Raw genomic sequence first — 20,869 nt, 5'->3', positions numbered from 1 at the left:
ACGATTGATGAAACGAAAATGTGAAAATCATCCGTGAAATCCGTGGCCAAAACTAACCGCCAAACTCCAACAAAGGCTTGAACCCCGTGGCCGTGCTGAGCGACTTTGCTCCGTTCTTTCTTGCCATGGCGCTCTTGGCGGCAAGTTCCGCGTTCTTTTCCTGTAGCGAAGCCGCGCTCTTCTCCTTACAAGCCGACGACCGTCGCCGTCTCGGCAAGAGTGGCGGGGCAGGGCGATTGGCGATTGATTTGCTCGCCAAGCCCGACCGACTGTTGACGGCCATTCTGTTTTGGAACCTGATCATCAACATCGTCTACTTCGCGCTTGCGTCGGTGGTGGGGATCCAACTCGACAAACAAAGTCGCACCGCTGAAGGAGCCGCCGTTGCGATTGCCTCGCTCCTCGGCTTGATCGTTTGCAGTGAAATGCTCCCCAAGACGTTTGGGGTGCAGCACGCCGTGGGAATCTCCAAGCTTCTGAGCGTTCCTCTCGCCACGGCAGTCCGCGTTCTCGACCCCGTGATGCCCCTATTCAGCGGAATCAACCGGACGCTATTTCGTTTGATCTTCCCCTCGTTCCAGCGCGAGTCTTACCTCGAAATCAACGACCTCGAACGGGCGATCACCCTCAGCACGCAGGATGAAGACCTCGCCGCCCAGGAACAATCCGCGCTGGAAAACATCGTCCTGCTCTCCACACTCACGGCCGAAGAACTGATGCGGCCTCGCAAACAGTACCAGTCGTTTAGCCCGCCGGTTCACCTCGAACAACTTGGCGGCAAGCTGACGCGGAGCGGTTACTTGTTAGTGACTGAGTATGACTCCGATGAAATCGCCGCCGCCATTCCGCTGAAGCACTTGCCGAACATCCCCAAGCGGCACCTCGAAGAATTCGCGCGACCGGTGGTTTACGTTCCGTGGTGTACGAACGTCGCTTCGGTGCTGGAACAGCTTGAACATCAGCAGCGCGAGGTTGCCGCCATCATCAACGAGAATGGCGAGACGATTGGCATTGTCACCTTGGAAGACATTCTCGAAACGATCTTTCAAAGCGACTCCAGCCGCAGCGCACGGCTGATGGCGACCTCCTCAATTCATCCGATCAGTGACGTGCTCTGGCAGGTGACCGGGATTACAAGTCTGCGCCGTCTGTCGCGGCACTTTAGCGTCGAACTTCCTGCGGTAAAGAGCGTCACCGTGGCGGGTGTCTTGCAAGAACAATTGCAACGCTTGCCGGAAGAGGGTGACGAAGTTGTGTGGGGGCCCTTCGCTTTCAAAGTGATCGCCGCCGAAGATCACGTCCCACTGACGGCCGAACTTTGGCTTGCTCCTGATGGAGGAGTGCTGCCGTGATCGTCGCCCTGGTCCTTTTTACGATCGGCTTGATGCTTAGTGCCTTCTTCAGCGGCACCGAGACCGGTTTCTACCGCATGACGCGTTTACGTTTGGTCATTGATGGCCTGGCCGGCGATTGGGCCTCGAAGGTGATGCTCTGGCTTGCCAATCAGCCGTCGCTGTTCATCGCTACCGCTCTAGTCGGCAACAACTTGGCCAATTACCTCACGTCGCTGGCCGTGGTGATGGGAACGCAACGATTGATCCCTGGCGGCGGAACGCTTACTGACTTGCTCGCCCCAATTGTGATCGCCCCGGTGATCTTCGTTCTTGGCGAATTGATGCCCAAGAACTTATTCTACGATGCCCCCAATCGCTTGCTCAGACGTTGCGCACCGGCACTCGTGGCCTGCTGCATCATTTTCTTGCCGGCCACCATTCTGCTGTGGGCGCTCAGCCAGGTTCTGAAGTTCTTTTCCAAAGCAACGCCGCAAGAACTCTCGCTGCGTCTCGCCCGCCGCGAGATCAGCCAGCTCGTTGAAGAGGGTCACGAGGCGGGCCTCTTGCGTCCCGTGCAACGAACACTCGCTCAATCAATGCTCGGCGTCGCCGCGCGACCGATCTCCAGCTTCGCCACCGCCGCCACGCGTAGCGTTCGCTTGACCACCGACATGAAAAAGAGCGATGCCCTCCGCCTCGCCCAACGCCACCGCCGTACGCTGCTGCCGGTTGAAGAGGTGAATCCCAAGCGCAAGCTGGTGGGCTACATCCGCGTGGCCGACCTTTTCGTCTCTGAAGACGCCCGCCTCCCCGAGCCGCTGCCGATGCTTCAGCTGGAAGCCGACGAAACGTACCTCTCGGCGATGCACAAGTTCAGCCAGGAAGAAGATGTCCTGGGGCATGTTGTTGATGATGATGGGACGACGGTTGGATTTGTCACCGGGCGCGAACTGCGGATGGCGCTATTTCGGGCTGAGGAAGGGGTTTGAGGTTGAACGAGCCAGAGGAGTTACTAAATCGCAAGAAGCTTGCAGTCGCAACGATAACCACATCCATATTCTGTATGCTCTTGACGTTGGCGGTGCTCTCGACTGCGCCTCGGGTAAAAAACCTTCACCTTGCCTTGGAGGTTTTGATCATGCACGGCTGGGTTACAGGGCTTTATCTTTCCTTTTCGGCCGTGACTATTCGCCCGTTGTGCCACCGTTTTCTCTCGCGCCGACTGAATAAGTACATCGACATAGCCCATGGTTTGCAACTTCCATTCGTTGTTGTGGGTGTCGGCACATGGGCAATTCTGAAGCTCTTGGGGAAATTCTGATGTGGTGCCTGAGATTTGTAATTCCCTCGCACCCTATCGCTAAGCGATTCCACCCCCTAGGCCCAGGATCGCGTAACGCATCCTGGGGCACGTGCAGCCTCTCTGAATACGGCGAAGCCGTTGCGTCTTTCAGCCCAGGGTTGTCCCGGCGCCAGCCGGGGCTACCCTGGGAAAACAACCCATGGTGAATCATACGCCAACGGCGTTACGTCAGTCCCAAACGTAGCGTTCATCATACGGCACCTCATGACGCTCAAGCAACAAACGAAATTCGGTTTTGAAATCGCGCTCAAGGTGATGCTCCTCTTGGTTCTCGATGTATCGTTTCACGCGTGGGGTTTCTGACTGGCTTACCGAGAACGCGCCTAGCCAGATTGCCATTGGAAATCTGTGTACTGTGGATAGCTTTGTTAGATCCACAGTGACGTCACACGTTTTAACTCCTTCACCCACTCGGCAATTGTGATCGTGCGATCGAGCCGTGCTAGCAAGTGGACATGGTCCTCGACGCCACCGACGATCATCGGCGAACAAGAAAGAGTTTTCGAAGCTCCGCCCAATTGTCGGTGCATTTCCTCGCGGATTTGATCGTCGGCCAGGAATGATTGGCGGTCTTTGGTGGAGAAGACCAAATGCATGGCGACGTTGGCGAGGGATTGCGGCATGGTAGGCGTAACGCCTTCGGCGTAGATGATTTTGGTGTGGGCGATCTAGCACCCAGGGTAGTCGCGGCTGGCGCCGCTTCAACCCTGGGCTATAGGGCGTAACGGCTTCGCCGTAGTAAGTTCGCAAATTACTCCAGCTCCCCAATAAAAAAGCCCGCGGCGCAAGCCGTGGGTTCTCCCTTGGGCTTGCGCCACGGGCTCAGCATCAGGCCGTGGCGATTCTGTTTTCTTAAGAACTAATTCTTGCTGTAGCCGATCGACTTCATCACCGAGAGCATCTCTTCGAAGTTGATGAAACGGCGACGATGTTGCAGTTTGTAATTGTCGATAGCGGCGGCCAACTCGCTTGCTTCGGGCGAAAGATCGTCGTGGCTGTTGGTGAACTGGCGGCGTTCGCGACCCGTTGGAGAAGCCCCAGCATCAGGATTCGTAGCACCGGCATTACGGCGATCAACAAACGGAGTAAGCGTAGCTGGCATGGGGATTCTCCTATTTAGAATTCACTCGAGCAGGAAGGCTTGAGGGGGTGGGAGGAGCGATAGGCACTCCATCGGAAACATAGCTCACGAATTCGACCAACGCGGCATAGTCGCATGACTTTGTTTAGGAATACAGGCTGTGCCGGTTATGACGGGCTCGTCTGATCACGTCACCGCAGGATCGTTCCGTCAGGGCTTCCGGTTACTTGAAGCTGCGCCAAGAACACCCGACTCGCCTCGTGACCGCCGTCGGTCGCCAGAGCCAACTGAGCCGTCTGTGCGGCGTCGGTGGGACGGCCCGCTGAGGCTTGCGCCTTCGCCAATTGCAACAACAAATCGGCGTTCGGCTCGCCACGTTGGTGTGCCGCCTGCAAACTGGTGATCGCGTCCGCGTGCCGCTCCACAGCCGTGTAAGCCAGTCCCTCGAGCCACAAAGCGCGACGGGGCTCTTCACCCACGGCATAGGAATCGAGAACATGATGCAACGTGGTCAGCGCGCGATGCGAGCGACCCAGTTCGTACTGCAGCTCCGAGACATCCAGCAGTACGTCGGTTGCATGCGGTCCGTATCGGAGGGCGTGTTGCATATCAGCGAGTGCCTGCTTGGGGTTTTCCAAGCGTCGATGAACGCGTCCGCGTAACGCCCACGCGCCGGCCAATGTCGGATCCAACGAAATCGCTTCCGTCGCACGTTCCAAAGCGCGACCAGGCGAACCGGCGGCCAGGAGCATTTCCCCGGCGCGAACAAGCGTCGGGCCGTGTTCTGGGTCGAGTCGCACCGCGGCTTCCATTTGGTCGGCGGCTTCACGATAAGCGCCTTCGTTCCACAACACTTCGGCCAACTGACGCCGTGCGTCAATGTCGGTCGGGCTTACCTCAACGGCTTTGTCGAGCAAGGTACGGGCTTGCTCACACTGGCCACGCTCCATCGCCGTCACCCCTTCACGCGACAACCGACGGCACTTCGCGACCGAATCCGGCACCACCTTGTACTTCCGCAACGAAGCACAACCGCTGGTCGCACAAACGACTAGCAGTAAGCTTGCTATCAGCAGGCGGTTCGTCTTGTGGGAAGTAAAAGCCATGAAAGATACTTCGGCACGGAGTCATCAAGACTTGGGCGTCGAGAGAAGCGTTGGAACAGTAGCAATCTCCTGCGGTTCGAGCAGTAGCATTGTTGGTGCTAGCAAGAAGCTCGCACCTCCGTTTCGCCGCGTGTGCTTGCACCGCGATTGTTTGCGACGCCCCCTGCCAGCGCCGTGCAAGCACACGCAGTTAAACATCGGTGCTATCAACATCACAAAGCACTGTGATACACTGAGCAGTTGAACAATTACCCGTCACAACTGCCCACTACAAATCCATGCCTGCCACCTGCGAAACTCTTGGCCTTACCTTCGACTACCCAGACAACTGGCAATTCGATGAGCCTGCTGAGGGGGACTCGATCGCCGTCGTCGCCAGCCCGGAGACCGCCTTCTGGCAGATCTCTCGCCACCCGTCTGGCACCGAATTGGAATCGCTGTTTGACGAGGCAATGGCGGCCCTTAGGGCAGAATACAAGGAAATCGAAGCCCACCCGGCAGAACCGGAAACCTTTGACGGCATCACCCTTACCGGCTACGAAGTGAACTTCTACTGCCTCGACTTCACCAACACCTGCCGCCTACGAGGCTTCCAAACGCCTGAAGCCGTTTACTTGTTGATCTGTCAGGCAGAAGATCGCGAGATGGCACGGACCGAGCCGGTGTTTCAGGCGATGCTGACGAGTCTGTTTCGAAACAGAGTGACCAATGACCAAGCCTAAATGACCAATCGCAAGCGACCCATCAAGTCTTTTTGGGCATTTGGATTTGGTCATCGGTCATTATCTGATTTTGTAACTTCTACAAACCGGCCACGCCCATTCTTTCCAAGCTAGCAACGAGCCGCCACGTAACTTTCGGCGTTGTTACCTTCTATTCGTGCCTGAAACGTGAACAACTTAGTTTTGGCACGCCGCGTGCGTTAACTCATTCCGACCGAGTGGTACGCTACTCACGCCAGACGCACTTTTCGCCCCCGCGCTAGTCGCTCTTTAACTGAGCGACCCCTGGCTGAGAGACCCAGGCGTGCCTTCACGCTCGCACAGCACGCCGGCGTATGGCGTTCACGAATCCCACCACGGGCAGTTGCGAGCCGAACCTCCGTTTCCTCCTTTTCGTAAGGGCCCGGTTGGCATCCCTCGCAGGGCCAACCGGGCCCTTTTTTCTTGATGGAGACCGTCCAGATTTGATCCATGGTTCGGTTCACTATCTGGCTTTGATGTGCCGATGAAAGATAAGCCGCCGTCATGCGCGGAGGCTGCGTCTTTTCTCATCAACTCATCTCTCGGCATATCGAAATGTCTACCGATAGCGTGACAACAGGTCCGCCGCGTCGTGGGCTCATTGCTGGGCTGGCAGAATCAGTGGCGGACGTCGGCGAAACCGGCGTAGGCATCATTGAATCGGTCGGCGACCTGATGCTCTTCGCTTGGCGGACGATGACGTGGCTGCTCACCCGTTTGCCGCGACGCGACACGATGTTCGAAAATATGTATCGCATCGGCGTGCAAAGCCTGCCGGTGGTGATGATGATCGGCGGCTTCACCGGAATGGTTCTGGCCGTCCAATCGTACACGCAATTCCGCACCTTCGGCCTGGAAACGCAACTTGGTAGCGTGATTAACAAGAGCATGTTTCGCGAACTTGGCCCCGTGCTTGCCGCAGTGATGCTTGCCGGTCGAGTGGGAAGTTCGATGGCGGCGGAACTCGGCACAATGCGTGTCACTGAACAGATCGACGCGCTCAGCAGCATGGGCGCTAATCCTGTTCATTACCTCGTGGTTCCACGATTCCTTAGTTGCATTCTCTTGATCCCTTCACTCACGATCATGGCCATCTTCATGGGAGTCGTGGGGGGCGCGCTCTATTGCATTTCGTTCTTAGGCATCGATTACCACCATTACTCTGCTAACGCGAAGAAGTTCGTCGAAAACTGGGATCTGTTCTACGGCATCATCAAGAGCATGTGCTTCGGAGCAACCATCGGCATTATCAGTTGTTACCGTGGCTTCCATTGCGAGCCCGGTGCCGAAGGTGTCGGTCGTGCCGCGACAACGGCGTTTGTTTATTCCTTCATGATGATCATCGTGCTCGACTTGCTGGTGAGCATCGTGCTCGACCAAATTTACCTGTCGATTTGGCCCGCAGCGCCAACTTTATTCGGAGCCTAAGAACGAAGACCTTTTTACCACACAGGGCACGGAGAACACGGAGGAAGAAAATAGGACGCGGATAAACGCTAATTAAGCAGATGGCCGCGGATTCAAAAACGAAGACGAAGCCTTAAAAATAAAGTGATATGTCTGCCTTGAAAAAATGGAATACATCACAGTATCGACTTCCTAAATCTGCGCTAATCCGCTTAATCAGCGTTTATCCGCGTTCCATTACTTGGATAGAAACACTCCGTGATCTCCGTGTTCTCTGTGGTCAATAAATAGAAGCATAGAAAAGCCCAATGTCCGAAGCCCTCATCACCGTCGACCAACTAACCGTCCGCTTCGGACGCCAGACGGTGCTGCGCGATATTTCGTTAGAAGTCCCGCGGGGCCAATCGCTGGCCATCATTGGGGAAAGCGGTTGCGGCAAGACCGTGCTGTTGAAGACCATCATCGGCCTGATTGAACCGACCCGCGGTCGCGTGGAGTTCGATGGTCAGTCACTTGTTGAGTTGGATGACCGCGCTCTTGCAAAAGAACGAACGCGGTTCGGATTCGTTTTTCAGAACGCGGCACTATTTGACAGCATGACCATCGCCGACAACATCCTCTTCCCGCTCAAGCAACATCGCCCTCGCGAGCGCGGTAGCCGTGAACTGATGTTGCAACTGCTCAGCGAAGTTGGCTTGCCAGAAAACGTCCTAACGAAATTCCCTGCTGAGCTTTCGGGTGGCATGCGTAAGCGAGTCGGCTTGGCCCGTGCACTGGTGATGAAGCCGGAAGTCCTACTCTATGACGAGCCGACCACGGGGCTCGACCCCATCATGAGCGACGTGATTAACGAATTGATGATCCGGTCGCGCGAAGCTTACGGCGTCACCAGCATCATCGTCACGCACGATATGACTTCTGCTCGTAAGGTAGCTGACCGCATCGTGATGCTTTACCCGCAATCACGTCTGCGGGCGGGCGAATCCCAGATCCTCTACGACGGCTCGCCCGAAGAAATCGATCACTCGTCTGACAAGCGAGTGCGGCAGTTCGTCCGTGGCGAAGCGGGAGACCGGCTCGAAGAGATGCATGCCGCTGTTGGAGCTGAGGGAGATTTTTTTGACGAACCGTTTGAAGGCGGAGATTCAGAATGAACGATCGCAAACGCGCGTTTCAATTGGGCGTCCTCGGCATTGCCACGTTCTTCGTGGCGAGCATTCTCATCCTGTGGAACAGCGACTTCTCAGCGCTCCCCTTCGGCGACAAGTATCAACTGCAAATGCTTGTTGACCAAGCGCCGGGCGTCGCTCCACAAACGCCCGTGCGTCGGCGGGGGCTGCTGATCGGCCGCGTGGCAGATGTTGAGGCGACCGACGAAGGGGCGCTCATCACGATCGACATCAACGAAGGAAAGGTCGTTAAAACCAACGAAAAACCGCGCATCCAGTCTTCGATTATGGGTGACGCCATTATCGAATTCGTACCGGTCCGTTCCTCGGAAGGAGCCCAAGCCATCGCTCCAGGCGCAATCGTCCAAGGAGGTTACAACCCGAACCCTGTCGATATGCTCGCCACGATGCAGGGCGATCTACGCGAAACGGTGCAGTCACTTGGCCGTGCAGGCGATGAAGTTGCCATGCTCGCCGAACGGCTCAACAACGTCATGGGCGGCAACGACATGGAAAGGATTACGCGGCTCGTCGATTCCATGGAGATCGCGATGCAGCGCTTCGGTCGCGTAATGGACGACGTCGACGACGTGATCGGTGACGAAACCGTCAAAGAAGACCTGCGCAAAGGCATCGCTCAACTACCCACCGTCGTCGCCGACGCGCGAGCAATCCTCACTGCCTTGGAAGGCGTAGCAACCTCGGCTGAGGAGAATCTCGACAACCTGCAAGGTTTCACTGGACCGCTGGGCGAACGCGGCGAGAAGATTGTCGGAATCCTCGAAGATAGCGCGGGCAACCTGGAAGAGTTGCTCGCCAACGCCGCGGAGTTGGCCGCCAACATCAATAACAGCGAAGGCTCGCTAGGACGCTTGCTCAAAGACCGTACGCTCTCCGACGATGCGGAAGCTGCCGTCAAGGAGTTGCGTAACGTGATGGTGAAACTCAGCGCAACGATCGACAACGGCAACGGGGCCGTGAGCGACGTGCGTTCGCTGATCAACGATCGGACCATCAACATCCGTATCCGTCAGATCATCGACGAGATCCACGTCTTCACGAATAAGCTTGCCCGCGACCCAGCGAGAGTTCTGCGTGGCGTGATTGATCGAGAGACGCCGATTGCAAATCGGCCAACACTGCTGCAATAAAGAATCGTCGTGATTCGCTACGCGAGTCGCGACTATGGCTACCGCGCCGGCGGCAAAGGCTCAACAGTACGTCCGCCAGGAGGCAACACGCCACCTTGCGGAATCGGAGTTCCCAAGACTCCAGGCTGTGGAACACCAAGCTCTGGCGCAAGCGTTGGTTGAAGTACTGGCGAGCCCAGAGGCGTCAGCCCTGGCGTCGCTCCAGGAACCAATGCCCCCGCTGGTGCCACCGAACCAATCTGCGTACTCGCACGAAGTTGTTGCGCGCGACCCAACAGTTGATCGGTCGGCACGACGACCTGTGGTTGCAAGTTGTAGGAGAGCGTGCGGTAATCTTGAATCTCACGCGGAACCAAGTTCTCGCTAATAAAATCCAACGGCGGAATCTCGTACCAAGGTGCCGGAATCGGTTGATTGATCGTCAGCGTTTCGTAACCCGGCTTCACCAGTCGTATCTCACGCGTGCCGTAATAGATGAAGTTGGTCGCACACGGGGTCTGCCCAATCGGTTGGTTGTCCACATAAACCGTCGCACCCGGCGGATTGCTTTTCACAAGCAACCGACGGCGCACACAACCAGGCAGGACCACCAACGAGAGCAGTGATGCTGCTAGGAAGATTCGGGCTTTCCAACTGTCTGCAGTCATGAACTTCGGGCCGATGTCAGGGCGAGAATCGCGAGGGAGTGTAGGAACTGCCGTGAAATGTGACCAGATCGAGTTTCCCTGCGACTTGTCATTCGGGTATCGGCATTGGTCATTTCCCCCTTTCCCCTTCGATTCGCTGCTATCACCAGTTATGATGCTTGCTTTGCCGCAGTTGACGTCACCCGAACCAAGGCCCCCGCGTGTCCCAAGCTCAGACGAAGATCGTGAAGTCGGTCGGGGGACTTCACTGTGCTGCCGTGAGTGATGTGGGAATGCGGCGTGCGAACAATCAAGATTCGCTAGCAGTTGCCGTCGCTGAAGATGCTGAGCTTTGGGCGAGCCGCGGACACCTCTTTGTTGTCGCCGACGGCATGGGTGCCCACGCTGCTGGCGAACTCGCCAGCCAGATCGCCACCGATAGCATCCCTTTGACCTATCAAAAGCGGCGAGACCTATCCCCGTGCGAGTCACTTGTCGAAGCCGTACGAGACGCCAACACACGGATCAACACCAAGGGTCAGAACAGCGTCGACTTTCAGGGGATGGGCACCACGTGCAGCTCGCTGGCAATCCTTCCCGGCGGAGCAATCGCCGCCCACGTGGGGGATAGCCGCGTCTACCGTCTACGAGGTGAGTACTTCGAGCAACTCACTTTCGACCACAGCTTGGTCTGGGAAATGGCTGCTGCCGGACAAGCCACCGAAGAGGAAGTCCCGGCTTACGTGCCTAAGAATGTTATTACACGATCGCTTGGCCCAAACTCCGAAGTGAAAGTTGATCTCGAAGGTCCTTTTCCGCTGGAGTCTGGCGACCGTTTTCTCTTGTGTAGTGATGGTCTGACCGGCCCGTTGAATTCTCAGTTAATCGGCTTGATTCTTGGATCGCTCCCAGCAGAAGAAGCAGCGCAGACGCTCGTCGATCTCGCCAACTTGCTCGGTGGTCCCGACAACATTACGGTCATCGTTGCGGAGGTAAAAAACGTCTCGCAACTCGGCGAAGCCTCTTCCGAAGGTCCCGAGTGTAACCCGCCCACGACAAGCGGCGTTCCCTCTGCCAAGCGAAAAAGCATGGCCATCACTGTGGGGCTCGTCGGCGCTCTGGCAGCAGGGGGACTGATGATCGCCGGCAAGCATTTGTTTGGAACGCTTACCGCAGGCGTCGCAGTAGTTGCCGCTAGCTTGTTGGCGTTCCTTCCGAAGCCGGTGCCTACCGCCTCTGCGAAGCTTCCTGGGCCGCAAGGCAAGGCTCCTTATCGTCGCTATGAAGCCTCGCCGAGTGCCGAAGGGATTGAGCCGCTCACCGATATCGTTCGCCAGCTTGAAGACTTGGAATCTCAGCGTGACTGGGAGTTTGATTGGACCGACATCCATGCCGACCGCGGCGAGGCCCATCAAGCAATCGCCCAAGGGAACCCACGAGGGGCGGTCGTTGCGTACTCTCGTGCTGTCCGCCGGCTGATGCAAGCAGTCCGTGATAGCGGTCCCGAACCGCCCAGCGATTCGAGCATCAATCTTGGGGTGGATTAAAGTAGCCCTCTCGCCCGCACCTTGCTAAAGTCCGCCCCATGCGGCTGATTACGCGGTACCTTCTGCAAGAACTTCTTAAAGTGTTCATGGTCACTTTTGTGAGCATGACGCTGTTTATTTTCTTAGTGCTGATCGTTAAGCAAGCGGTCGAAGAGGGGCTCGGGCTAGCACCCATCCTTCGCATTCTCCCGTACATGCTGCCTCAAGCGATGCAGTACACGATTCCCGGTTCGATGCTCATGGCGGCCACCAGCGTCTACGGACGCGTAGCCGGATCAAACGAGCTCATCGCCGCGAAAGCGCTAGGTATCTCACCGCTGAAGTTCATCTGGCCCGTTCTCTGCATGGCCGTGGTTGCTAGCTTTGCGGCAGTGAAAACGATTGACCTTGCGGTCTCTTGGGGGCGAGAAGGAACCAGTCGGGTGGTGATCGAATCACTGGAAGAAATCGCCTACGGTCGTCTCCGCACAACGCGGCAGTTCCGCCGCGATAACTTTGAGATCAACGTCCGACTCGTGGATGGAAAACGACTCATAGGCCCTACGATACAAATCCATCAATCCAATGGTCCAACGAAAACGACAATGGCCGACGAGGGTGAATTCAGTGTCGATATCGAAAACGATACCGTTAGCTTTACCGGCTGGAACGTCGAAGGTGAGTTTGGTGATGACTGGCAAGTCGATCTCCCCGGAAGGTTCACGCAATCGTTTCCGATTAGCCAATTCACGGGCGTCGATCGTGCCAGCAAGAGCCCCTCAGACCATGCACTGAGCGAAATCGGACCCGCCAAAGATCACCAGGTCGTGCAAATCGAGCAGTTTCAAGAAGAGTTTGCGGCGGTCACCAGCTACGCCTTGCTGTCGGGCAACTTCGAGAATCTCACCGCACGTCAAACGGGTCGCAATAAGCATCGCGTCGCGGATGCCGAGCGGCGGCTGAACCGTTTCAACTTGGAACCCTATCGCCGTTGGTCAACGGGATTTAGTTGCCTTTGCTTCGCACTGATCGGTGCTCCCATGGCCATTCGCCGTCGCCACGGTGAATTCTGGGGGAGCTTCTTCGCCTGCTTCTTGCCGATCCTGCTCATCTACTACCCGATGCTAATGTGGAGCGTTGGCGAAGCAAAATCGGGTGACGTCCCGCCGGTTGTCGTCTGGGTCGGAAACGTCGTGCTAGCATTGTGGGGCGTCTGGCTGATCCGTCGTGTGATACGATTCTAGGCTTCGCTTTCTTGCGTAACCCGAAGCGTAAGCGAGGGAGAGTACTCGTCACGACCCTCCCTCGCTTACGCTTCGGGTTATGAGCGGTGTCCTCAGCGATTCGAAAACTGTCCTTGCAATATTTTCAAACCGCTTGCTACACTCCCCGCCCCGTAAATTCCTAGCAAGCGACGATTCACCAAGCGACACGGAGGTCGCAAGTGCCCTCGCATTGGCCCATTCGCACGAAGCTGAAACTCGGTCTCGCGCTCTTGCTCGTGACTGTGCTCTCGTTGTTCGGCAGCGCGTATTACGGACTGTACTCCTACCGCGGTCTGGTGCGGAGTATTCGCGCCCGTTCGGCTGAGTTGCCGCTGGCCAGCCAAGTCCGCCAACACGTTGGTGATTTGCGCATTACGCTTAGCCAAGCGAAGGAACGGCTTGAACTCCCGGGCGGTGTGGCCACGTTGCTCGACGAGTATTCTCTGCCTGATGAAGAAGAAGCCGAAGTTCTCGCCGAACAAATCAAAGACGCCATCGACTGCCCCTGGGACGCCCAGTGGCTGCGTGAGCAGTATCGCAATCAGTTTGAATTGTTGACCGAATCGTTAGCTCGCTATCGCCGCCAACTCGATCGTAATAGCCAATTCACGGAAACGCGCCTCGGTGACGATCGTCACGAACGCGAAACATTGGCACGTATCGACGAAGTGATTCAGCGCCTCAGTGGTAACGATCTTGACGAGGAACTCAAGGAAGACTGGCTGCTCGACGAGCTACAAATCGGTAAACTTCGCGACGAGGTGGATCAACTTTCTTCGCTCGTTGTTGAACTCCCCAGCCACTTGCATCGCCGTTTCGCCGTCCTAGTGAACGACGTGCGAGCCCGCTATCGCACGGCAATCGTGATTGCCTGGGTGAACGCGGTGTTGGCGATTGGGCTACTCGGATTATTCTTCCGAGTCTTCTATCAGTCGTTTGCCAAGCCTTTCGGACAACTCGTCAGCGGATCTCGCAAGGTCGCAGCAGGTCAGTTCGATCACACGATCCAGCTCACTACCGAAGACGAGATGGGTGAGCTTGCCGCCTCGATGAATCACATGACTTCGCGTTTCCGCGAGATCAAAGAAGACCTTGATGATCAGGTTCGCCAACGCACTAACCAAGTCGTCCGCAGTGAACAGCTCGCCAGCGTTGGCTTCTTGGCCGCCGGGGTTTCGCACGAGATCAACAACCCTTTGGCTTCGATTGCCCTCTGTAGCGAATCGCTCGAAGGCCGACTAGATGACTTGCTTGAGAGTGTTGATGAGTCCCACTCAGAAGACGTTCAAGTCGCCCGTAACTACTTGCAGATGATCCAGCGGGAAGCGTTCCGCTGTAAACAAATCACCGAAAAACTTCTCGACTTCGCCCGCATGGGTGACTCGCAGTATCACGGCGCGGACCTTCGCGAACTGACTGCCAGCGTGATCGAAATGGTGCAGCACCTAGGCAAGTATCAGGATAAAAACCTTGAGCTCGTTGACGGTCCGCCGGTCATCGCGGAAATCAATGCGCAAGAAATCAAGCAAGTCGCGCTCAACCTTGTCACCAACGCGCTCGAAAGTGTCGACGCAGGCGGAACCGTCCGCGTGATGGTGCAACGCAAGGGATCTGGTACACAGATCATTGTCGAAGACAACGGCTGCGGCATGACCGAGGAAGTCCGTAAGCATCTGTTCGAACCATTCTTCACGCGGAGAAGAACAGGGCAGGGCACCGGCCTCGGCCTCTCAATTACTTATCGCATCGTTGAAGAACACGGCGGCACCATCGAAGCCGCCAGTGAAGGACCCGATCGCGGGTCACGTTTCGTAGTGACTTTACCGGCTCATCAATCGAGCAAGGAGAACGGCCATGGCCGCCAAGCAGCCTAACAATAAAAACAACGGGCAAGGTTTGAGCTTACTCTTCGCGGACGACGAGCAGTCGCTGCAAGAGCTCATGAAGCAAGAGCTGCCACGCTTGGGCCACACAGTTACCGTCTGCCCTGACGGCACGACCGCGGTTGCTGCGCTGGAGAAGAACACCTACGACTGCATCATTGTCGATCTCGACATGCCAGGACTCGACGGCATCGGGGTGATCGCCAAGTGCAAAGAGAACTCACCAGAAACCGAAGCGGTGATCCTCACCGGCAAGAGTACCCTCGAAAGCGCCATCGCCGCGTTGCGCCACGGTGCGTTCGACTATCTAACAAAGCCGTGTCGTTTGGTTGAAATCAAAGCGTTGCTTGATCGCGTTAGCGAAAAGCTCGCGCTCGATAAGAAATGTCGTGCGTTACAGCACGAAGTGAAACGACTCGAAGGCTCCTCGACACTCATCGGCAAGACGCCAGCGATGATGAAGGTTCAGATCCTTATCGAGAAAGTTGCGCCCAGCGACGCCACTGTTCTCGTTCTCGGCGAGACGGGTACCGGCAAAGAACTTGTCGCCCGCGCTGTTCACAACCAAAGCCCGCGCGCCGAGGCACCATTCGTTGCCATCAATTGCGGTGCTTTGCCTGAAACGCTCATCGAAAGCGAGCTTTTCGGTCACCGCAAAGGCGCCTTTACTGGAGCTGACGATCATCGCACCGGCCTGTTTGAAGTCGCCGCTGGCGGAACGATATTCCTCGATGAAATCGGCGAGCTGCCCAAAAGCATGCAGGCAAAGCTACTACGCGTCTTGGAAAGCCGTGAAATTCGCCGTGTTGGTGAGAACAAACCGATCACCGTTGACGTTCGCGTTGTTTGTGCAACCCATCGCAACTTGCCCGAGATGGTCGAAGCGGGTGACTTCCGCGAGGACTTGATGTACCGCATCAATTCGTTTGAGATTCATCTGCCGCCATTGCGAGAGCGTCTGGAAGATGTTCCGGCTTTAGCAAAGCATTTGCTCGCGAGACATCGAGGTGCGGGGCAGGGCAGTGACGGTGAGATTGCCGACGATGCGATTCAGGCCTTACTTGGTCACGTCTGGCCCGGTAACGTCAGGGAATTGGCCAACGTCGTCGAACACGCCACGATCTTGTGCGACTCTGGCCCCATCCGCGCCGAACACCTCCCCCAACGCTTCGACAGTCGCCAACTAACCGGCGCTGCAAAACTAAGCCCCGGCGTGATGACCCTCCGCGAGTTGGAAATGCTCGCCATCCACGAGGCGCTCGAACGCAACGACGGCAGCAAACCGAAAGCCGCCGAACAGTTGGGCGTGAGCTTGAAGACGCTCTACAATAAGCTCAACCAAGCGACGAGTTTAGAGAAGTCGGCGTAGTAGCCATCTCGCTCCGCGAGATGAAAGCGATCAATGAAACCAGTCAGATCGTTGTAGTTGCTATGCGATGGTTAATGTTACGCAATCGCCGCAATTCATATCGCGGAGCGATATGGCTACATTACCCCACCTTCCGCACCACCCCGGTCACAATCCCCAACACCTGCACGTCACGCACGTAGATCGGCTCCATCGAGCTGTTCGCCGGCTGCAAACGAATCCGGTTACCTTCGGGGATCCAATACTTGAGCGTCGCTTCGCCTTCGTCGGTCATTGCGACCACAATGTCGTGCTTGTGGGCGGTGCGTGCTTTTTTGCAGATAACGATGTCGCCGTCGGCGATGGCCGCTTCGATCATTGAGTCGCCTTTCACGCGTAAGGCAAAGTGATTTTTCTTAGCGGGGAACATCGCCTCGAAGTCGAGCAGGTCGGCGTCTTCGATGGCTTCGGTCAAACTGCCCGCGGCAATTGAACCGACCAGCGGGATACCTTGATCCGCGAGCCCCGCGTCGGTGAGTTGAATCGCCCGTGACATGTTTGGCTCGCGCGTGATGAGTCCCTTCTTTTCCAGCGCTTTGAGATGGCACATCACGCCGTTGGGTGAGTTGATGCCGAACTGCTCGCCGATCTCCCGCACGGTGGGCCCGTAGCCGCGGCCTTGGATCTTGGTGCGAACGAACTCGTAAACTTCGCGTTGGCGTTTGGTTAGTTGATCGAGGCTCATCGCGGTCCTTGCTTTGGGATAAGGGGACGGGTTGAATCATACTGCGGAGAACCGAAAGGCCACAAATTGTGGTGCTTTCACTGTCAATATCGTAATATACGGGCGTACATCGTCAATAGCGTTTGTACAGTAAAGCAGAATTCTAGGCCGCTAGGGAGTGCAATCCAGAGTTTTTGGCCACGGATGACACGGATTTCACCGATGTTCGTAATTCCGCCTTTGGGCGGTTTAGAAGCTTGGATGGTCTCTCATAATCCGTAGAAAGCCGCCTAAAGGCGGAACTACAAACGGGGGTGGCCAAACTCTTTTGTTGCCGTTGTGGGGTGATAATGCGAAAATAGTGGCATCGCGAGGAACAGGTTTTAGGAGTTCAGGTATTAGAAACACTAGCTACCCACAACTGATTGCCACTGCATCTCTACTGACAGTTCTGCTGGCCGCTGCAAGCTCCCAGGCTCAGTTTTCCGATGCAGCGTTGGACGTATCAACGGAAACCGAGAAGACTCTCAAGTCGCGTTATCCTCGTAACGTGGCAGACCTCCGCCGGATCGAGGGACAGCTACAACGGGTCGTCAAGCACAGCCTTCCTGCCACCGTCGCCCTGCAGTTGGGGCGTTCTGCGGGCAGCGGCGTGATTGTCAATCCTGAAGGTCTCATCCTGACTGCCGGGCATGTCATCGGAGACTCCAGTCGCAAAGTGAACATTATTCTTCCCGATGGTCGCCGTTTTACCGGCAAGAGTCTCGGAGCGAATCACGACATCGACGCAGGCATGGTGCAGATGGACAACCCACCGAGTGATCTTCCTTACACGCCGATCGCCAAGGGTACGAAACTGGTTCCGGGAGAATGGGTTGTGACAACAGGTCAGCCGGGCGGACTTGTAGAAGGCCGGGCGCCTCCGGTTCGCCTAGGTCGTGTTCTCTTCCGCGAAGAGGAAGTCGTTTGCACCGACTGCACGCTGGTTGGAGGCGACTCGGGTGGACCGCTGTTCAACATGCGTGGCGAGTTAGTTGGTATTCATAGTAGCATTGGCCCACGGGTGACACATAACTTTCATGTAGCAACCACCGGATTTGAAAGCTCCTGGGATCGACTACTTGCCGGTGAAGTCTGGGGCGGACAGATCAACGAAGAAATGGTCGCTGATCGTCCAGTGATTGGCGTTTCTGGAAGAACGATCGACGGACGCTGTGTCATTACGAGAGCGATTGCCGGTCTGCCGGCAGCCAACGCGGGTGTGAAGAATGGGGACGTGATCGTGGCCATTGACGGTCGACCGATCGATTCGTTCGAGGAATTATCGCGAACCATTTTCTTTCAAGAGCCTGGAGAGAAAGTGAAACTAACGTATGAACGTGACGGCGTTGAGAAAACGGTTGAGGTGAAAGTCATCACTGCGGGTGAGTTGCGGAAGAATTGAAAATCACTGAGAGTGCCAAGCTTTATCTTTGAACACGGATCGCACGGATTTCACCGATTTAGTTACATCCGTGTAATCCGTGTTCAAGACTAACGTCGACATCGGGATAGTTTTGAGGTTATTACAAACGTGAATTCTCAAGTTGTTACTACTCGACTCTTAATTGCTGTGTGTGTCATGAGTGTTTGCCTCTCTGCGACTCATGCGCAGGAGGCAGATCAGGGCTTTGTTCCGATTGAGCAAGAACGCGACGTGCCGTTTGGGCTCGATCAGTTGCTCGTGCCGCGTTGGCGGTTGACTGACGGTCCGCATGTGAGGGCAGCATTTCGTGACGTCGTGAAGCGGGCTTCTGAATCCACGGCACGGGTTCGTTCTGATGGGAAGCAAGTGGCTCTGGGTTGCGTTGTCGGGGCCGACGGTTGGATACTCAGCAAAGCAAGTCCCCTGAGTGGCGACATTACGTGCCGTTTGAAGAACGGTAAGACCTACGATGCTGACATCGTGGGCGTCAGTGGTGAACATGACCTGGCGCTCCTGAAGATCGAAGCGAGTAATCTCAAGGAAATTCGCTTCGCCGAAAAGAAACCGTCCGTCGGTTCGTTTGTCGCAACGGTCGGCATGTCGCGCGATCCTGAAGCGGTCGGCGTCGTTAGCGTGCCGGGGCGTGAAGTCCCTCATCAACCCGGCGTTCTGGGCGTCCAATTGGACGAAGCGAATCGACCGCTGGTGGTTTACGTCTTCCCTGAGAGTGGTGCCGAGCGTGCCGGCGTCAAGCAGGATGATCTCATAACACATATCAACGGCCAACCGACGCGAACACGTGTCGAGTTGATTGACACTGTCAGAGAATTCAACCCGGGCGACCGAATCACGCTCACTCTGCAGCGCAAGTCGGAAACGCTGAAAGTTGAGGCTACACTGTCGGGCCGGTTCTCCGGCGTAAGACAAAGCCGCAGCCAGTTCCAGAACTCGCTGGGCGGCAAGTTGAGCACGCGGCGGTTTGGCTTCCCCAACGCCTTTCAGCACGACACGGTACTCGCCCCAAATCAGTGCGGCGGTCCGTTGGTGAATCTCGACGGCGAGATGGTGGGCCTGAACATTGCTCGCTCGGGAAGAACCGAGTCGTACGGCCTCGATGTGCAAACCGTGCAAGACCTGCTGTTCGACTTGCGAAGCGGAAAACTGGCACCGCGACGGCCGGAACTGGAAGCGGCAAAGATCACGTCGCCGGCTGAGTAGGTTAAGTCGCAACGTTTTGGCCAAGGATGACACCGATTCACACGGATGATTTTGATTCTTCTGCTCTTTGGCGTTGCTTCTCTTAGCCACGCGCATCATGCTAATGGTTTCATGCGTCCCTACGCGCAACCCAGAATCGTTCACGAAGTCGCTGCACTCTCTCAACAAGCTGATAGCTGACGGCTGAAAGCTGACAGCTCTCCCATGGACCTCGTTCGCCAAGACATCATGACCGCTGCCGACACGATTGTCGTGAAGGTGGGCACGCGCGTTTTGACGCGGGCTGCGGGTTCGGTCGGCGCTGGGACATTGGATGACGAGCGTGTTGCCGCGATCGCCGAGCAACTGGCCAAGCTCCATCACGCAGGCAAACGGGTTATGCTCGTAAGCAGCGGAGCCGTTGCCGCTGGCATGGGTCGACTGGGTTGGACGAAGAGGCCTAGTGATCTGGCCAAGCTGCAAGCCGCAGCAGCGGTTGGGCAGAGCGGTTTGATCGAGGCGTATAACCGTGCGTTGATCCCGCATGGTTTGAACGCAGCCCAAGTTCTGTTGACCGCTGAGGATCTGCATGAACGGTCGCGTTATTTGAATGTTCGCAATACCTTGCTGGCTTTGTTGGAAGCGAACACGATCCCGATCATCAACGAGAACGACACGGTCAGCGTTGAAGAGTTGCAATTGAGCTTCGGCGATAACGACCGCTTGGCGGCGCTGGTTACCAACTTGCTGCGGGCACCGCTGCTGATTCTGCTTTCTGATATCGACGGACTTTATGATGGCAATCCGTCTGACGACGGCACGACTGTTATGTCCGTCGTGATCGATTTGGCAGCTGCTCAAGAGGGACTTGTCCATGACGGAAAAGATCTGGGTCGGCAGGGTAGGGGACTGAGTACGGGCGGAATGACAAGCAAGCTGCAGGCGGCGAGGATCGTGGTGTCTGCTGGTGAGAACGTGGTGATTGCGAATGGCCGGCGTGAGAACGTTCTTACCGAGATTCTTGCAGGCGAGGACGTTGGCACGTTGTTTCTTCCCGAAGGTCGCACGGTCGATTCGCGTCGGCGTTGGATCGGCTGGTCCGCCACCCCACAGGGAAAGGCTCATCTCGACGCGGGTGCGTTTCGAGCCCTTGCCGAACAGGGCCGCAGTTTGTTGGCGGTCGGCGTGACGTGTGTTGAAGGAGAGTTCGAAAAAGGGGATGTCATCTCGCTGTGCGATGCCAATTCGGTCGAATTTGCACGCGGACTGACAAACTACTCGGCGGCTGACCTGACTCGAATCGCCGGGCAATCGACCGAGCAAATCGCGGCAACTCTGGGCCATTGTCCTTATCGCACGGTGGTGCACCGCGACAATCTTCTCGTGCTCTCTTGAGTTCAGGTTGTTCTGGCCGTGCGGATTGTCATGGCAAATTCGCAATCGGCCAACTTGGTGATTAGTGTGGAAAGTGTGGGCGTCCT

The 20,869-nt window shown here is 56.4% G+C and carries 19 protein-coding genes; 13 read left to right on the top strand and 6 right to left on the bottom strand.

Annotated features, from left to right (window positions below):
* Positions 1–86 precede the first annotated feature (86 nt).
* On the top strand, positions 87–1,352 hold the full coding sequence (locus tag RIB44_10715) for a CNNM domain-containing protein (protein MEQ8617055.1): 1,266 nt from the start codon (positions 87–89) through the stop codon (positions 1,350–1,352).
* A complete protein-coding gene (locus RIB44_10710) occupies positions 1,349–2,323 on the top strand; it encodes a CNNM domain-containing protein (protein ID MEQ8617054.1) in 975 nt (324 codons plus the stop codon). Before RIB44_10715 ends, RIB44_10710 begins: the two co-directional genes overlap by 4 nt.
* 542 nt (positions 2,324–2,865) lie before the next feature.
* On the opposite strand, the gene RIB44_10705 is transcribed toward RIB44_10710, so the two are convergent.
* From RIB44_10705 to RIB44_10690, 4 genes are all read right to left on the bottom strand, one after another.
* Complete coding sequence (locus tag RIB44_10705) at positions 2,866–3,036, bottom strand: hypothetical protein (protein MEQ8617053.1); 171 nt, start codon at positions 3,034–3,036, stop codon at positions 2,866–2,868.
* Positions 3,037–3,065: 29 nt separating this feature from the next.
* The gene (locus tag RIB44_10700; GenBank protein MEQ8617052.1) at positions 3,066–3,320 is read right to left on the bottom strand and encodes a transposase; all 255 of its coding nucleotides are present in this window, start codon (positions 3,318–3,320) and stop codon (positions 3,066–3,068) included.
* A gap of 236 nt (positions 3,321–3,556) precedes the next feature.
* Complete coding sequence (locus RIB44_10695; GenBank protein MEQ8617051.1) at positions 3,557–3,799, bottom strand: hypothetical protein; 243 nt, start codon at positions 3,797–3,799, stop codon at positions 3,557–3,559.
* Positions 3,800–3,969: 170 nt separating this feature from the next.
* Positions 3,970–4,884, bottom strand: a complete 915-nt coding sequence (locus tag RIB44_10690) for a tetratricopeptide repeat protein (GenBank protein ID MEQ8617050.1) — start codon at positions 4,882–4,884, stop codon at positions 3,970–3,972.
* Positions 4,885–5,162: 278 nt separating this feature from the next.
* Between RIB44_10690 and RIB44_10685 the strand changes: the two genes are divergently transcribed.
* The 4 genes from RIB44_10685 to RIB44_10670 all read left to right on the top strand — a co-directional run bounded on the left by RIB44_10685 (position 5,163) and on the right by RIB44_10670 (position 9,354).
* Complete coding sequence (locus RIB44_10685; protein MEQ8617049.1) at positions 5,163–5,606, top strand: hypothetical protein; 444 nt, start codon at positions 5,163–5,165, stop codon at positions 5,604–5,606.
* Positions 5,607–6,182: 576 nt separating this feature from the next.
* Positions 6,183–7,055 (top strand): ABC transporter permease, encoded by an 873-nt coding sequence (locus tag RIB44_10680; protein ID MEQ8617048.1) that lies wholly within the window; start codon positions 6,183–6,185, stop codon positions 7,053–7,055.
* 287 nt (positions 7,056–7,342) lie between these two features.
* Positions 7,343–8,188, top strand: a complete 846-nt coding sequence (locus tag RIB44_10675; GenBank protein ID MEQ8617047.1) for an ATP-binding cassette domain-containing protein — start codon at positions 7,343–7,345, stop codon at positions 8,186–8,188.
* Positions 8,185–9,354, top strand: a complete 1,170-nt coding sequence (locus RIB44_10670) for an MlaD family protein (protein MEQ8617046.1) — start codon at positions 8,185–8,187, stop codon at positions 9,352–9,354. The genes RIB44_10675 and RIB44_10670 overlap by 4 nt, the downstream gene beginning before the upstream one ends.
* Before the next feature lie 38 nt (positions 9,355–9,392).
* On the opposite strand, the gene RIB44_10665 is transcribed toward RIB44_10670, so the two are convergent.
* Positions 9,393–10,001, bottom strand: coding sequence for a PEGA domain-containing protein (locus tag RIB44_10665; protein MEQ8617045.1), 609 nt, complete (start codon positions 9,999–10,001; stop codon positions 9,393–9,395).
* A 200-nt stretch (positions 10,002–10,201) separates the two neighbouring features.
* On the opposite strand from RIB44_10665, the gene RIB44_10660 reads away from it, so the two are divergent.
* The 4 genes from RIB44_10660 to RIB44_10645 all read left to right on the top strand — a co-directional run bounded on the left by RIB44_10660 (position 10,202) and on the right by RIB44_10645 (position 16,023).
* The gene (locus tag RIB44_10660) at positions 10,202–11,527 is read left to right on the top strand and encodes a protein phosphatase 2C domain-containing protein (protein MEQ8617044.1); all 1,326 of its coding nucleotides are present in this window, start codon (positions 10,202–10,204) and stop codon (positions 11,525–11,527) included.
* A 38-nt stretch (positions 11,528–11,565) separates the two neighbouring features.
* On the top strand, positions 11,566–12,750 hold the full coding sequence (locus RIB44_10655) for an LptF/LptG family permease (GenBank protein ID MEQ8617043.1): 1,185 nt from the start codon (positions 11,566–11,568) through the stop codon (positions 12,748–12,750).
* Between the two features lie 200 nt (positions 12,751–12,950).
* A complete protein-coding gene (locus RIB44_10650; protein MEQ8617042.1) occupies positions 12,951–14,645 on the top strand; it encodes an ATP-binding protein in 1,695 nt (564 codons plus the stop codon).
* 22 nt (positions 14,646–14,667) lie between these two features.
* Entirely contained in the window at positions 14,668–16,023 is a 1,356-nt protein-coding gene (locus RIB44_10645; GenBank protein ID MEQ8617041.1) for a sigma-54 dependent transcriptional regulator, read from the top strand.
* A 121-nt stretch (positions 16,024–16,144) separates the two neighbouring features.
* On the opposite strand, the gene lexA is transcribed toward RIB44_10645, so the two are convergent.
* Entirely contained in the window at positions 16,145–16,747 is a 603-nt protein-coding gene (lexA, locus tag RIB44_10640; protein MEQ8617040.1) for a transcriptional repressor LexA, read from the bottom strand.
* 475 nt (positions 16,748–17,222) lie between these two features.
* Between lexA and RIB44_10635 the strand changes: the two genes are divergently transcribed.
* From RIB44_10635 to proB, 3 genes are all read left to right on the top strand, one after another.
* On the top strand, positions 17,223–18,170 hold the full coding sequence (locus RIB44_10635; GenBank protein ID MEQ8617039.1) for a trypsin-like peptidase domain-containing protein: 948 nt from the start codon (positions 17,223–17,225) through the stop codon (positions 18,168–18,170).
* A gap of 177 nt (positions 18,171–18,347) precedes the next feature.
* Positions 18,348–19,409 (top strand): trypsin-like peptidase domain-containing protein, encoded by a 1,062-nt coding sequence (locus RIB44_10630; GenBank protein ID MEQ8617038.1) that lies wholly within the window; start codon positions 18,348–18,350, stop codon positions 19,407–19,409.
* Between the two features lie 204 nt (positions 19,410–19,613).
* On the top strand, positions 19,614–20,783 hold the full coding sequence (gene proB, locus RIB44_10625; GenBank protein ID MEQ8617037.1) for a glutamate 5-kinase: 1,170 nt from the start codon (positions 19,614–19,616) through the stop codon (positions 20,781–20,783).
* The last annotated feature ends 86 nt before the right edge of the window (positions 20,784–20,869 follow it).

The sequence above is a fragment of the Lacipirellulaceae bacterium genome, assembly GCA_040218535.1.
Lineage (GTDB): Bacteria > Planctomycetota > Planctomycetia > Pirellulales > Lacipirellulaceae > Adhaeretor.
This window is presented reverse-complemented; position numbering and strand designations above follow the sequence as displayed.

Bases quoted from the DNA above. Each gene is read 5' to 3' on its own strand.
- RIB44_10705 (MEQ8617053.1), bottom strand. From the start codon at position 3,036: ATGGCAATCTGGCTAGGCGCGTTCTCGGTAAGCCAGTCAGAAACCCCA.
- RIB44_10700 (MEQ8617052.1), bottom strand. From the start codon at position 3,320: ATGCCGCAATCCCTCGCCAACGTCGCCATGCATTTGGTCTTCTCCACC.
- RIB44_10695 (MEQ8617051.1), bottom strand. From the start codon at position 3,799: ATGCCAGCTACGCTTACTCCGTTTGTTGATCGCCGTAATGCCGGTGCT.
- RIB44_10690 (MEQ8617050.1), bottom strand. From the start codon at position 4,884: ATGGCTTTTACTTCCCACAAGACGAACCGCCTGCTGATAGCAAGCTTA.
- RIB44_10685 (MEQ8617049.1), top strand. From the start codon at position 5,163: ATGCCTGCCACCTGCGAAACTCTTGGCCTTACCTTCGACTACCCAGAC.
- RIB44_10680 (MEQ8617048.1), top strand. From the start codon at position 6,183: ATGTCTACCGATAGCGTGACAACAGGTCCGCCGCGTCGTGGGCTCATT.
- RIB44_10675 (MEQ8617047.1), top strand. From the start codon at position 7,343: ATGTCCGAAGCCCTCATCACCGTCGACCAACTAACCGTCCGCTTCGGA.
- RIB44_10670 (MEQ8617046.1), top strand. From the start codon at position 8,185: ATGAACGATCGCAAACGCGCGTTTCAATTGGGCGTCCTCGGCATTGCC.
- RIB44_10665 (MEQ8617045.1), bottom strand. From the start codon at position 10,001: ATGACTGCAGACAGTTGGAAAGCCCGAATCTTCCTAGCAGCATCACTG.
- RIB44_10655 (MEQ8617043.1), top strand. From the start codon at position 11,566: ATGCGGCTGATTACGCGGTACCTTCTGCAAGAACTTCTTAAAGTGTTC.
- lexA (MEQ8617040.1), bottom strand. From the start codon at position 16,747: ATGAGCCTCGATCAACTAACCAAACGCCAACGCGAAGTTTACGAGTTC.
- RIB44_10630 (MEQ8617038.1), top strand. From the start codon at position 18,348: ATGAGTGTTTGCCTCTCTGCGACTCATGCGCAGGAGGCAGATCAGGGC.
- proB (MEQ8617037.1), top strand. From the start codon at position 19,614: ATGGACCTCGTTCGCCAAGACATCATGACCGCTGCCGACACGATTGTC.